The organism is Ruegeria sp. BF10, assembly GCF_056538725.1.
In genome coordinates this window covers 1,683,313-1,697,026 of the sequence record NZ_JBQFTR010000001.1, presented here as the reverse complement: position 1 = coordinate 1,697,026, position 13,714 = coordinate 1,683,313, and the positions used below count along the sequence as shown (strand labels likewise).

General features: G+C 59.9%; 10 protein-coding genes and 2 pseudogenes. 2 read left to right on the top strand and 10 right to left on the bottom strand.

Features of this window, described 5'->3' with window-relative positions; all coding sequences use genetic code 11:
* Window positions 1-50: 50 nt before the first annotated feature.
* Window positions 51-682 (bottom strand): annotated as a pseudogene (locus ACR0DJ_RS08555) (tyrosine-type recombinase/integrase).
* 240 nt (window positions 683-922) lie between these two features.
* Entirely contained in the window at window positions 923-1,906 is a 984-nt protein-coding gene (locus ACR0DJ_RS08550) for a helix-turn-helix domain-containing protein (protein ID WP_480684565.1), read from the bottom strand.
* A gap of 214 nt (window positions 1,907-2,120) precedes the next feature.
* Between ACR0DJ_RS08550 and ACR0DJ_RS08545 the strand changes: the two genes are divergently transcribed.
* Both ACR0DJ_RS08545 and ACR0DJ_RS08540 read left to right on the top strand, forming a co-directional pair.
* Complete coding sequence (locus ACR0DJ_RS08545; RefSeq protein WP_480684564.1) at window positions 2,121-2,948, top strand: sterol desaturase family protein; 828 nt, start codon at window positions 2,121-2,123, stop codon at window positions 2,946-2,948.
* A gap of 24 nt (window positions 2,949-2,972) precedes the next feature.
* On the top strand, window positions 2,973-3,599 hold the full coding sequence (locus ACR0DJ_RS08540; RefSeq protein WP_480684563.1) for a class I SAM-dependent methyltransferase: 627 nt from the start codon (window positions 2,973-2,975) through the stop codon (window positions 3,597-3,599).
* A 189-nt stretch (window positions 3,600-3,788) separates the two neighbouring features.
* Here ACR0DJ_RS08540 and ACR0DJ_RS08535 read toward each other — a convergent pair whose 3' ends face one another.
* The 8 genes and pseudogenes from ACR0DJ_RS08535 to ACR0DJ_RS08500 all read right to left on the bottom strand — a co-directional run bounded on the left by ACR0DJ_RS08535 (window position 3,789) and on the right by ACR0DJ_RS08500 (window position 13,637).
* Window positions 3,789-4,700, bottom strand: coding sequence for a homocysteine S-methyltransferase family protein (locus ACR0DJ_RS08535; RefSeq protein WP_480684561.1), 912 nt, complete (start codon window positions 4,698-4,700; stop codon window positions 3,789-3,791).
* Window positions 4,701-5,084: 384 nt separating this feature from the next.
* Window positions 5,085-5,745 (bottom strand): annotated as a pseudogene (locus ACR0DJ_RS08530) (SDR family oxidoreductase).
* Window positions 5,746-5,788: 43 nt separating this feature from the next.
* Window positions 5,789-6,628 carry an NAD-dependent epimerase/dehydratase family protein gene (locus ACR0DJ_RS08525; protein WP_480684559.1) on the bottom strand — a complete coding sequence of 280 codons (840 nt, stop codon included), beginning with the start codon at window positions 6,626-6,628 and terminating at the stop codon, window positions 5,789-5,791.
* Entirely contained in the window at window positions 6,625-7,839 is a 1,215-nt protein-coding gene (locus ACR0DJ_RS08520; RefSeq protein WP_480684557.1) for a pyridoxal phosphate-dependent aminotransferase, read from the bottom strand. Before ACR0DJ_RS08520 ends, ACR0DJ_RS08525 begins: the two co-directional genes overlap by 4 nt.
* On the bottom strand, window positions 7,836-8,609 hold the full coding sequence (locus ACR0DJ_RS08515) for an HpcH/HpaI aldolase family protein (protein WP_480684555.1): 774 nt from the start codon (window positions 8,607-8,609) through the stop codon (window positions 7,836-7,838). The genes ACR0DJ_RS08520 and ACR0DJ_RS08515 overlap by 4 nt, the downstream gene beginning before the upstream one ends.
* On the bottom strand, window positions 8,609-9,820 hold the full coding sequence (locus ACR0DJ_RS08510) for an NAD(P)/FAD-dependent oxidoreductase (protein ID WP_480684554.1): 1,212 nt from the start codon (window positions 9,818-9,820) through the stop codon (window positions 8,609-8,611). The genes ACR0DJ_RS08515 and ACR0DJ_RS08510 overlap by 1 nt, the downstream gene beginning before the upstream one ends.
* A complete protein-coding gene (locus ACR0DJ_RS08505) occupies window positions 9,817-11,526 on the bottom strand; it encodes a hydantoinase B/oxoprolinase family protein (protein ID WP_480684552.1) in 1,710 nt (569 codons plus the stop codon). The genes ACR0DJ_RS08510 and ACR0DJ_RS08505 overlap by 4 nt, the downstream gene beginning before the upstream one ends.
* Window positions 11,523-13,637 (bottom strand): hydantoinase/oxoprolinase family protein, encoded by a 2,115-nt coding sequence (locus ACR0DJ_RS08500; RefSeq protein ID WP_480684551.1) that lies wholly within the window; start codon window positions 13,635-13,637, stop codon window positions 11,523-11,525. The genes ACR0DJ_RS08505 and ACR0DJ_RS08500 overlap by 4 nt, the downstream gene beginning before the upstream one ends.
* Between the last annotated feature and the right edge of the window lie 77 nt (window positions 13,638-13,714).

Genomic DNA, 13,714 nt, shown 5'->3' with positions numbered 1-13,714 from the left:
AGTGGTGGCCAACGGCGGCGCAGGGCCGTCCGTGAAGACGGCCCAAGCCTTCAGATTTCTACCGCCTCTGCGATCGCCAATGCATCCTCCAATTCGACGCCAAGGTACCGGACGGTGCTGTCCATCTTGGTGTGACCAAGCAGAAGTTGTACCGCTCGCAGATTTCCTGTCTTTCGGTAGATTTGCGCAACCTTGGTCCGGCGCATCGAATGTGTTCCGTACGCACTCGGCTGCAGACCGATCGGTTCCACCCAATCCCGAACCAGGCGCGCGTATTGTCGCGTGGAAATGTGAAGCCGTTCGTGGAAACGCCCAGGCCAGAGGTACTCCGATCCGGTCATCAGCGGTTGTTCCATCCAGCACAGCAGCGACTTTCGCGTGCCCTTGGTGATCTCAAAACGGACAGGCTTCTGTGTTTTGCTCTGAATGATTGAGGCGCGTTCCTTAACCTGACCAGCGGCGTAGACATCCGCGACCTTCAGTTTGACCAGATCGCACCCGCGTAGTTTGCTGTCGATCGCCAGGTTAAACAGCGCCAGATCGCGATGGTACGCGACAATTTCCAGGCGCACTCGGATCGCCCAGACATGTTTGGGCATAAGTGGGCGTTTCTGACCTATAATGCGTCCCTTGTTCCAAGCGGGCAGCGGGCTCGAATGGCAGGTAAGTTTGGTATTTGCATGGTGGTTCTTCCAATCCACCACGCCCTTCCACAACGCCAACCCGACGTTGACAGGGCAACCTATCATGGATTGGTGCTGACGCAGAAATTGGCCGCTCCGAGCCCATTTTGCCGGATGCTGCAGGCCAAATGGAGGCACGCAAATGCGCCAGAGCAGCCATTCAATTTCCAAGTTCAGGAAGGTGCCTGTGATGCAAGGGTAGGACGGAGCCTTGTGAGCGCGACAAATCGCAAACTGCGTCATCCGTTCGATACGCTATGCAGTTTACGGTATTCAGTCGGGGATTGCTGATGTTTCTCTCGAAACGCACGGTTGAACGGCCCAATGGAGGCGAACCCGACATCGTAGGCGATTGACAGCACAGGTGTATCGGCCCGCGCAGGATCGGACAGAACCTCACACGCCGCCCCTATCCGGTGTTCGTTCACGAATTGGGCGAAGTTGCGATACCCGAGCCCCTTGTTGATCACGCGTCGGACCCTGTGCTCAGGCGCATCCACGGCTGCTGCGAGCCGCGCGATTGTAAGCCCTTCCTGTCGCCAGATACCATCCGCCATCGCCGCCTCGACCCTTTGCAGAACTGCGGCATCGGCGCCTGACAGTGGCATGGCAGGTCGCGGTTCGGGCTCCCGCCGAAGGGGCCAGAGATCGGGTGCGATCCGCACGGCCCAGGACAGGAACAGCAGCGTCAGCACCAGAAATCCCGAGGCATGGAGCGGGTACATCACGGGTGGCAGATCGGCATCGAGCTTGAGGAACTCGACCACCGAGATTCCGAGGCCGGTCAGGGCCATGAGCGCCACGAACCACCTGCGGAACCGGCGGCGGGGTTCGACCAGATCGTCGGCGGCGGTGGACAGCGCGATATAGAGCAAGCCCGCATAGAGCAAGACGACAAGGATGCCCCGGAGCGTCGCCGCGAAGGGCAGGATGGGTGCAAGCCAGGCACCTACGGTGACCAAGACTGCCAGCACGCCGTGCCACGGCCGGTAAACCGGCCGGTCGAGGAATATCTCGGCCCCGGCCCAGACCGCCAGGACCGGCACCACACCGGCCATCATGACGAGACCGGTCTCGGCCCTGGTTCCGGAGAGCCCCAGGTTCGGCGACGACACAAGCAAGTAGGCACCAAGTCCGAGGCAGAGGGCAGGCACCGACAGGCCCCTGGGCCAATGGGCACGATTGGCCAGGAAGATCAGCGCACAAGTCGCCAGCGCCGTCACCGCGCCGCCCCTCAAGAAGAGATCAGCTCTCACCGTGAAGTCATCCATGGATCGAGCGAAGCCGAGACCAGTGATCCAGTCAACTGGTATGGGCGCACCGATTCCGGAAAAGCCACGTCGATTCCTGAAATCATTGAGCGATTTTCAAAGACAGCGAGAGCGGTAAACCGATGCGCTCCAATGTATCGGTCGGCATTTCAGACCGGAGACCATCATGGAAGATCAATGCATCATCAGCCATCTCGCCGGGATTTTCTCCGGCGTTCTTGCCACGGACCTTCTGCGCTACGCCGTCGGTGCAGGTGGCGTTTACCTGACAGTGAACCTGGCGCTGGCGGCCCGGCTCCGGGCGCGGAAGATCCGGGCCGATGAACCGCCGCAAGGCCAGATCGGCCGCGAAATCCTCGCAAGCCTGCGTACGGTTCTGATCTTTGCGCTGAACGGGACGTTGATCGTAGTCGGAGCGGAGGCGGGACTCGTCCCGATCTATGCCGAAATCGCCACCTACGGCTTGACCTATCTCATTTTCAGCACGGTGGTTCTGATCGTCGCCCATGATACGTGGTTCTATTGGTCGCACAGGCTGCTGCACTACCCGCCGCTCTTCCGGCGCTTTCACAGGTTGCATCACAAGTCGCACAACCCGACGCCCTTTACCTCCTACAGCTTCGATCTGGGCGAGGCGGTGGTGAATGCGGTCTACCTGCCACTGATCTTGCTTGTCCTGCCCGCGCATCCGGCGGCGATCCTGGTATTCGCCACGCACATGATGCTGCGGAATGCGATCGGGCATTCGGGCTACGAACTTTTCCCGGCCAACCGGTCCGGCAGGCCGCTGTTCGACTGGATGACGACCGTCACCCATCATGACCTGCACCACGCCCATGCCGGCTATAACCTCGGCCTCTACTTCACATGGTGGGACCGGCTGATGGGGACGGAGCATCCCGGCTATCGCGAAGCTTTCCGCCGGGCGGCCAAACCGGTTCCGGCACAGGGCGTCCGTAGGGCACTCCGGCGTGCCCTGGACAACGCCGAATGAAATCCCCCTGCTGGAGCAACAGAGATGAGGAAACCGGAATTCATCGCCCGTCAGAGCCGCCGACCTACAGGTCTGCTTGGTGCAATTGTCGCCCGGGTCATGGCGCGCGAGACACGTCCCGAGAACGAACGCGCGCTGCACCTCCTCGATCTGGCAGATGGCGACAGCCTCATCGACATCGGCTGCGGCCACGGCGAAACGCTTTTCGAGGCAGACGCGATGGTACGTCTTTCGGACAGCGCCGGCGTGGATTTCTCCGAGGTTATGCTGGAGCGTGCTCTCGCGAGGAACCGTGATGCGGTCTGGGACACGCGCCTGACGTTTCATTCTGCCGACACTGATGCGTTGCCCTTTCCGGACAAGCGGTTTGGCAAGGCGCTTTCGGTGCATACGGTCTATTTTTGGCCGGACCCGGCGACCCATCTTGCCGAGGCGTTTCGCGTTCTTCGCCATGGTGGGCGATTCGTGCTCTGTTACCGATCGACCGCCGACAGACGGGCTGTGCATGGGTTCCCCGACACTGTCTATCGTTTCCCGAGCGTTCAAGAATTGGAGGAGACGTTGAAGCTGGTCGGGTTCCTGGACCCAGAGACCACAACTGAGGAGATCACAGGACATTTGACGCATTGGAGTATCGCGGAGAAGCCGTGAAGCGAAGGGCCGCAAAGGCGGGCTGAGCCGTCGCTTCGGCTCGTGCTGCGAATTGGCGCGATGTCCGCGATCTGTGAGTTCGAGCAGTGCCAAATTTTGCACATGCGGCGAATGACCGGAATGCGGGCTGCGACCGCAGAATGCCAGCTGGGTGCCGAATGTCTCTTGTCGGCCGTAGAAGTAGGTTAGCTACGCAAGCTCGCTGGCCATCAATTTCAGATGGCGCATGTCTGTTCCACAGCACCCTCCGAATACTTGAACCGAAGGATTGCTCCGAGCAATCTTGGCAATCTGCTTACCAAGTTCAACGGGATCGCCTTCGTCCAGTTCATCTGCTTCGTCAAGTTCCGCATGAGAGCAAGTTGAAGCGTTCGCCACAATACCTCTCAGCCTCGGGTGGTTGCCAAGCGCTCCGGCGAAATGGGTCGGATGAGCGCAATTGACCATAAAAAACATTGCCGCCGTGTCCGATTCCCCATCGATCTGGTCAATTGCATCCACAAGTTTGGTTCCGTCCGCCAAGCATCCATCTGTCTCAACAACCAGAGACATGATGATCGGCAGACCAGCATCTCGGGCGGCGAGGATGCATCCTGTTGCCTCACTTGGACGGTTGAATGTATAAGCGGTAACCAGGTCGACAGTTGTGCCTTTCAGGCTGTGCATTTGAGCGGCATGGTATTGCCGTGCATCTTCGACGGATATCGGCGGGATGTCGGCGTAAGGATCAAAGCGTGGGCCTATACAGGCCGACAACAATACATCTTCGCGAGCGGCGGCCCGGCGCACGTCTTCCATTAGACTGACCGCATCTTTGTTCACCGCTACAAGCCGTTCTGCATCGTACCCCAAAGGTGCCGCCCGGTCGGCATTCGCCATCCATGTGGGCGCATCAAGAATACATCCGACATTCATTTCGCTGGCGAGATCGACAAGAGCCTGCATCTGACCGGCAAGTATCGCTCTAGTGTCAGGCTGTTCGAGCAAAGGAAACGAGGCAAATCCGGGTAGCTCAAGTCCATGATTGAATACCAGGTCGGTGCCAGTACCGGCATAAACCAGAAAGGTCTTGTCACCTTCGTTTAGGAGCTGTCGTGCCATTCTAATCTACACCCTTTTCCCTTTCTATTCACAAGAAACCTACATTTTCTCGGGTCTCCTGTGAACCTTTGGGCAGTGGAGTATTTTCTGTACGCATGCCCTAATCTGTCCGAGCAGCTCGCAAACATAGCGAATGTCTGGAAAGCGGGCTGCAGTTGCTGCAATCTAGGGGCATGTCGAGTGGCCGGTATGGGCCGTTCTTGTCGCCAACTGACGCCAAGATTGAGCAAATGCCGCGCCGCATCAGAGGTCCACAAAGAGCCCGAAACCACCGATGCTGCAAGATGCATAACTGGCAACCAAGCACGGAAAGCCGACATCGTCGATGACAAGCTCAAATCGCGCCGGCGACCAGCGGTGCTCTCAGCCTCACTATCATTGGACCTAAACCGACCGAGTAATTCCCCCATCAATCCGGGTATTCTGACCGGAAATGTAGGCTCCGCCATCCGAAGCCAGAAAGGCCACGACACTTGCGATTTCGGCAAGCGAGTTGCCGTAGCGGCCCATCGGGATCATTTAGCGGAATTCTTCCTTTTTCTGGCAGCCTGTCTAAGAATCCTGGCAGCACGTTGTTCATGCGGATGTTTTCGGCTGCGTATTTGTCGACAATGAGTTTTGTGAAGGCGGCAAGCCCGGCGCGCATCACGCCTGAGGTTGGAAACACCGGGTTCGGCTCAAACGCGGCAATGGTCGAAATATTGATGATCGCCCCGCCACCCTGTTTTTGCGTGATCAAAATGACGAGACGCGAGGGGCGCACGGCGTTCAGGAAGTAGGCCTCCATGCCCTCGTGCCAGTCCTCATCGTGAGCTCGAGGACCGGTGCGCGCGGTCCGTGACCGGCGGAGATTATCAAAACACCAATACGGCCCCAGTGGTACATGGCCGCATCGACCAGCTTTTGCAGGTCTGCTGCGGACTTGTTGGTGCCCGTGACGCCAGCACCGCCAAGTTCTTTGGCAAGCGCTTCGCATTTGCCGGAAGCCAACAGAATTCCGACCTTAAAGCCATCTGCGGCCAAGGCCCGCGCTATCTGCGCCCATGCCGGATCCGCCCGCTGTGATCAATGCAACGGTATCTACGGCCCTAGTCCTTTCCGGTGTCGTTTTCGTCGAGGTTGAGATGCGCCATCCCGCTGTTGCCAAGCGGCACAGCCGCGAATGGGCCGCCATGGTGCGTGTTGGCGGGATCGTGCGGGTCGAGCGGGCCATCTGCGGCATAGATTTCTTCGGCGAATTGTTCGGCATTGTCCTTGGGTCGGTAGCCCAAATGTTGCGCCTTGGCGTTGTCGACCGGCGCGCGGTCGTTGTTCGAGACGCCATAGACCACGCTGAAGCCGGTAATGGGCGTGGTGATCGCGCGTTCCACCAGGTGGATCAGGTCGTCATAGCTGAGCCAGGTTCCCACGGCGCGCGAATTGGTCGGCTGCGCGCAAGACAGGATGCGCATGCAGACCGCTTCCAACCCGCGTTTGTCCCAGTAGAGCGAGGCGAGGTCTTCGGCAAAACACTTGGCAAGCCCGTAGAAGGTGTCGGGCTTGTGTGGGGCGTCAATGCCAATGAAATCCGTCTTCTTGTGCATGCCAACCGCGTGGATGGACGACGCATAGACAACCCGGCGCAGCTTGTTGCGATAGGCGGCCTCCCACACGGTATATGCGCCGTAGAAGTTCGGCCCCCAAAGCACATCCATGGGGGCTTCGTCGCCAATTGCACCGAAATGCACCACCATGTCCGCGCCCTCCAGAAGGGCGACCATGGCGTCCAGATCGGTGATGTCGGCTTTCACATAGGTCTCGTTGGGCGCGAGGTTCGAGACACTGTCGGCAATGTCCGACGAGACGAATTCATCGCAAAGTTTGGACAGCGGCTCGCGCAGGTACGAGCCAAGGCGGCCAGCCGCGCCGGTGAGTACAATCTTTTTCATGGGTTAAGTCCTTTCAGGTCGCCAACAGCGCGGGCGATGCGATCCATCGCGGTGCTCAACACCTCTTCCGAGGCGGCTGTTGAAATGCGGAAAAACGGTGAAAGATCATAAGCGCTGCCCGGAACGGCGGCAACGCCAGCGGCCTTCAGTAGATAGGCTGTGACATCCGTATCGGTTGCGAGCGTCTCGCCCTGAGGGGTCTTTGCCCCGATCAGACCCGCGCAGCCGATCAGGCCGTAAAATGCGCCGCCCGGCGCGTCGAGTGTCAGCCCCGGGATTTTTGCCACACGCGCGACCACAAGATCACGGCGTGCTTCGAAAGCCCGACAGAAATTGCGGACGTCATCTTGCGGCCCGTTCAAAGCCGCCGCCGCCGCCGCTTGGGCGATGGAACACGCGCCTGACGAGATCTGGCTTTGCACCTTGGTCATCGCCGCGATCAGATCCTTGTGCCCTGCGCCATAGCCAATGCGCCATCCAGTCATGGCATAGGCTTTGGACACGCCATTGACCGTCAAAGTGCGGTCTTTCAAGCCCGGGCAAAGCGCCGCAAACGATCGGAACACGCGCCCGTCAAACAGAATATGTTCATATATCTCGTCCGACAGAACCAGCACGCGGTCATGATCGGCCAGCACGTCGCCAAGTGCCGCAATCTGGGCATCTGAATAGACCGCGCCAGACGGGTTCGACGGCTGGTTCAAGAGCAGCCACCGGGTCCTGGGCGTGATGGCGTCGCGCAATTGGTCGGGCGTCAGCAGAAAGCCAGCTTCAGCCGGGCATTCCAAAGGCACCGGCACACCGCCGAGGATGAGCACGATGTCCTTGTACTGACCGAAATAGGGAGCGCAGAGCAACACCTCGTCACCCGGCTCCAGCGTGGCCATGAAGGCGTTGAACAGTACCTGCTTGGCTCCGTTCGATACGATTACTTCGTCAAGCGCATAGTCCAGGTCGTTCTCGCGTTTGAACTTGTCCACGACGGCCCGCCGCATCGCAAGCGTGCCATTCGTGGGGGGATACTTCGTCTCGCCCCTGAGAGCGGCTTGATGTGCCGCCTCTTTGATATGGTCGGGCGTGTCGAAATCCGGCTCTCCAAGACCAAGATCAATGACATCTTCACCACGCGCCTTGGCCTCTTTCGCAGCCTGGCTGACCCAGGCCGAGGCGGACGGCTTGACCGGTTTCAGACGCGATGCCGCGAAACTCATTGCAACCCGCCTTTTGTTTGCGCCAGTGCCGCATCTGCGGCCCGCGCCAATAACCCCGTGTCTGTCGCAATGGCAACAAAGGTGAAGCCTTCGTTCAAAAGCTCAGCCGCAAAAGCGGGGTCCGTGACCAAGGTGCCGACCGGCATGCCTTTGGCAATCAGTCTTTGCGCAGCCGGTTTGATCAAGGCCCAAACATCCGGGTCCATCGGTTTGCCCAGTTTGCCAATATCGGCCGCAATATCCGCAGGGCCAAAGAAGATGCCGCTGACACCATCGACCGCGCCGATGGCTTCGGCCTGCTCGACGGCTGCGCGGGTTTCCAGTTGCAAGAGAACAGCGGTTTCTTCCTCAACCCGCACCACATAGTCGGAAACGCGCCCAAAGGCCGTTGCTCGGGTCGCACCAGACACGCCCCGAATGCCGCGAGGCGGGTAGCGTGTTGCGGCCACCGCACGTTCGGCCTCTTCCACCGATTGGATCATCGGAAACAACAGGCCCGGCGCACCCAGATCCAACAGCCGCTTGACGGCGACTGCGTCGTTCCATTCCACACGCACAAGGGCCGTGGTCGGGGACGCCGCAAAGGCCTGAAGCTGACCCAGCACGCTGAAATAGTCGTTGGCGCTGTGTTCCATGTCGATCAGCGCCCAGTCGTATCCGGCGGTCGAGACCACCTCTGCGGCGAAGTTGCTGCACAGGCTGATCCAAAGGCCAACCTGTTTCTCTCCGGCTGCAATGGCGCGGGTGAATGGATTGGCGGGAAGCTTCATCAGATAATGGCTTTCTCGATGATCGGCCTGTTTGCCGGGATCCGCTCGTAGTTGAACGGCGACAGATCAAGTGTGCGGTATTCGCCATAGGTCAGCCATTCGGCCGTCCCGCGCCCCATCGCAGGCGACTGCTGAAGCCCGTGGCCGGAGAAGCCATTGAGGAAGATGAAGTTCGAAAGCTCGGTGTGCGGCCCCATGATCGCGTTGTGATCAAAGGTGTTCATGGCATAGTGTCCGGCCCATTCGGCTTGCACCTTGATGGCTTCGAATTGAGGAATACGGGTCGCAAGGATGGGCCAGACGTGGTTTTCCCAGAGGGAATGGTCCATCGCATAGTCGTCATAGTCCACAGTCGGGTCATGGTCGGAATGGCCGCCGCACTGATATGTTCCGCCGCCGTTTTCGCGCACATGCACGCCCGAGGGGTCGATGGTCAGCGGCAGGTCCTGATCAAGTGGCTGTTCGGCCTTGAATATCCAGGAATAGCGTTTGCGCGGCTCGACCGGCACGTCGATGCCCGCCATCCGGGCGGTGCGCGCAGCGCGGGGACCCGAGGCATTGACGACCTGACCGCAGGCGACCACCTCGCCCGAGGCAAGAGTGACGCTTTCGACCTGTGTTCCGGCGGCGTTGCGGGTGATCGCCACAACTTCGTTCTGGATCCATTCGACGCCACGCTCGCGGCTTTGGCGTCGCCACCAATCATTTACGGCGCCCCCGTCCCAATAGCCTTCGTCCACCAGGTTGATAGACCCCAGCACGATGTCATCAACATTGTAAAAGGGATAAGCGGCCTTGATCTCTTCGGGCGTCATAAGCTGGGTGGCAGCACCGGCAGCCAGTTGCACTTGCTGATTTTCGCGCAGCACATCGGCAAAGCCGTCGTTGTCCGCAAAGTACATGTAACCGAAAGAGCGGATGCCAAGCTCCGGCACGCGTTCATCGCCGCCCATATAGCTGCGGATGTTTTTGACGAAGTCGGCGGCAAACTGGCTGATACGGACGTTCAACTCGGCTGAGAATTGTTGTCGCATGCAGGAGTTCGTGTGCGTGGTCGAGCAGTTCTCATAGGTCATGTCCCGTTCGACAACGAGGACCGAGCCATCGAAATCCTTGTTGTCCGACAGGAACCAAGCGGTCGAGGCCCCCATGATGGCGCCTCCGATGATGATCACGTCATAGCTTTGCTTTGATGGGCTTTGGTTGCTCATATCTGTTCCCCCCTGGCGACGGCAGATTGCACCGCCGCGATGTCCTCAGCGGACAAGCCATAGTCCGTCCGAGCCGTTTCTTCAGAAATATATCCCCGCGCCAGATCGCGTTTGACAAGCTCTTTCGGGCGTTCGGCCGGATCACCGTAGCCAGCGCCTCCCGGAAAGGCCATCACCACCTTACGCCCGTGTGGGACGAACTGCTTGCCCTTGACCCGCATGGCCGAGCCATCGTCCAGAGCGATGGTCGTTGGTGCACCGTTCTGGCCTCCTCGGCGGCCCCGAGCGGGGTGCTGGCTGCGGTCGAACATGGCTTGGATGTCAAACTCGTGGCCTTCCTGCGCGCCGACTTCCATGTATTGCCCCAAACCGCCGCGCGTTCTGCCCGCGCCGCCGCTGTCGGGGCGCAATTCCTTGCGCCAGATGATGACGGGACCTGCGTGTTCCGTGGCCTCGATGGGCATCGTCATCACGCCCGAAGGGAAGGCTGTCGCGTTCATGCCGTCGTGTTCGGGCCGTGCACCAGAGCCGCCCGAGTTGAAGGTCAGCACTTCAGACCGGCGCGCATCAGGCGGGGCAGGCGCGTCGGTGCGCGGGCGCAAGGAGACCTGGAAATTGCACAGACATCCGGCGCCTTCGGCGGGCACCAGGCCCGGCACGATCTTGTCAAAGGCGTCATAGACCGCGTCTGGCACGAAATGCCCCACGATATGGCGCAGGGCGACTGGCGCGGGGTGCAGCGCGTTGACGATGGAGTTTTCCGGCGCCGTGACCTCGAACGGCGCAAGTGAGGCGGCGTTGTTGGGGATTTCCGGCGCAATCGCCACCTTCAGCGCATAGCAGGCATAGGCCTTGGTATAGACCAGCGGGCAGTTGATGCCCTTCTTGTCCAGGCCGGAGGTGCCGGTGAAGTCGGTCACGATCCGGTCGCCTTCGACGCTGACCTTGACCTTGAGTGTGATCGGCACGTCGAAGCCGTCCATCGTCATCTCACCTGTCGCGGATGTCTGCGGCAGGGCGGCAATGGCTTCAATCGTGGCCCGGCGCGAGTTGTCGAGGATGAATTCGGCGATACCGTCCAGATGGTCGAGACCAAACTCCTCCATCATGTCGACCAGGCGGCGGTGGCCGATCTCGTTGCAAGTGGCGAGCGCGTAGATGTCACCGATCAACTGGTCCGGTTCACGAACGTTGCCCCGGATGATCCGCACCAACGTCTCATCCACCTCGCCCTTTTCAGCAAACTTCATGATCGGGATGTAGAGACCTTCCTCGTAAACGCTCTGTGCGTCCGCGCCAAAGCCGCGCCCGCCGATATCGACGATATGCGCCGTGCAGGCAAAGAACCCGACCAGGGTGCCGTTATGGAAAGAGGGCGTAACCATCGTGATGTCGTGCAGGTGCCCTGTGCCCTCCCACGGGTCATTGGTGATGTAGACATCACCCTCGAACATGTTTTGTCGCCCGATCCGACGGATGAAATGCGCGACGGCATCGGCCATAGCGTTCACGTGACCCGGCGTGCCGGTCACCGCCTGTGCCAGCATGTTGCCATGCGTGTCATACACGCCTGCCGACAGGTCCCCGGCCTCGCGGACCGAAGTCGAAAAGGCCGTTCGCACCAGTGCCTGAGCCTGTTCTTCCACGACCGAAATCAGGCGGTTCCACATGACCTGATAGGCGACTTTCGAGTGTTCTTGGGTCATTGGTGGGCTCCCTTGGCACCTTCTGATGCGCTCGGTTTGCGAGCGACGACGTCGATGCAGCCGTCAGGCTGCCGGATCGCATCCCGACTGGCGGGCACGATGATGGTCGTCTCAGCTTCGGTTACGGCGGCTGGTCCATGTGCGCGCTGGCCTGCCTCCATGCGGCTCCTGTCGATGACATGAGCCTCAAGGTATTTGCCCGACGCCGGATCAAAGAGCTGCCGCGTGCCGTTCAGAGCAACAGGCGTGCTGCCGTCTGTCGTTTCAATGCGCGCGACGTCTTCGGGTGGCGTCGTGGCGTTCACCGACCAGACGGTGATCTCGATATCCATGCCTGCGACGGGGCGGCCAAAGAGCTTTGTGTAATCCTCCTCGAACCGCGCTTGAAAGGTCGCGGCGTCGGGGTTCATCGCCTGTTCTTCGGTCAAGGCGATCGGGACTTCCCAACCCTGACCGGTGTAGCGCATGTAGACCTTGAACTCGGACAGGATCGGGCTGACTTCATCGCAGGTGCGCACAAAGCCTGTCGCCTCGGCCTTGAGATCGGTCAGCAAGCCCTTGATCTTGTCCGCATCGAAATCGCTCAGCTTCATATAGACCGACCGATTGGCCTCAAAGCTGAACGGCGCGCGCAGGAAGCCGATGGCCGAGCCGACGCCGGCACCGGGCGGCACAAGCAACCGCTCAACCCCAAGCTTTTCGCAAAGTCGCCCGGCATGCAGCGGGGCCGCGCCGCCAAAGGCGATCATGGTGTATTCGCTCAGGTCTTCGCCATTTTCGACGGCGTGAACGCGGGCGGCATTGGCCATGTTTTCGTCCACCACCTCGGCCACGCCAAAGGCCGCCTCGACCGCGTCCATATCCAGCCTGGCGCCCACATGTGCGCGCAACGCCTGTTCCGATTTATCGCGATGAAGGGCGATCGAACCACCGGCGAAATTGTTCGGGTCCAGTTTGCCCAGGACCAGATCGGCATCCGTCACGGCGGGTCGTTCGCCCCCGCGCCCATAACAGGCGGGCCCGGGCTCGGACCCGGCGCTTTCGGGGCCGACGCGGATCTGCCGCATCCCGTCCACATGGGCAAGGCTTCCGCCGCCCGCACCAATTTCGACCATATCAATCACCGGGATCGAGATCGGCATGCCAGAGCCCTTTTTGAACCGGTAGGTCCGCGCGACCTCAAAAACGCGACTGGTCTTGGGCGTCTGGTTCTTGATCAGGCAGATCTTGGCTGTGGTCCCGCCCATGTCGAAGGAGAGAACCTTGTCCAGACCATAGCGGGCCGCGATATGGGCCGCGAATACCGCGCCACCCGCAGGGCCGCTTTCAACAAGCCGAACAGGGAAATCCGCGGCATTCTGGATCGAGATGATCCCGCCACCGGAATGCATCAGGAAGATGCGACAGGCGACACCTTCGCCGCGCAGGCGGTCCTCCAGCCGTCCAAGGTAGGAGGCCATCAGCGGTTTGATATAGGCGTTGGCCACGACCGTGTTGAACCGTTCGTATTCGCGCATCTGCGGCGATACCTCGGACGAGATCGACACCGAAACATTCGGCAGCTTTTCGAACAGAACATCACGGACCAACTGCTCATGTTTGGGGTTGAGGTAAGAGTGGATCAAACCAACCGCGACGCTTTCGAAGCCCGCTTCTGCAATGCGGTCCACAACGGCTTCGACATCCGCACGTTCAAGCTCTACCAGGATTTCTCCCTTGGCATTCACGCGTCCGGGGACGGTGAATCGCATGTGGCGCGACAACAGCGGATCAGGAAGATTGAGGTTCAGATCATACTGCTCAAACCGGCTTTCGGTCCGCATCTCGATCACATCGCGGAAGCCTTCCGTCGTTATCAACGCCGTTTTGGCCCCGCGACGCTCGATCAGCGCGTTGGTGGCCAGTGTGGTCCCATGGATGATCTGTTCGATTTCGCTGGGGTCAATGCCCGCCTTGGTGCAGACCTGGTGCATTCCGTCGATGATCGCGTTTTCGGGGGCCGCGTAGGTCGTCAGGACTTTGACCGAATACTGTTCGCCCGCCTTTTCCAGAACGACATCTGTGAATGTGCCGCCAATATCGACGCCCATTCGAATGGATTCGGCCTTCATCTGTCTCTCCACATGCACACAAGGTCAGCATGTCCACATGGGACCATGGCAGATCAGAAATCAAATCAATTGATTTT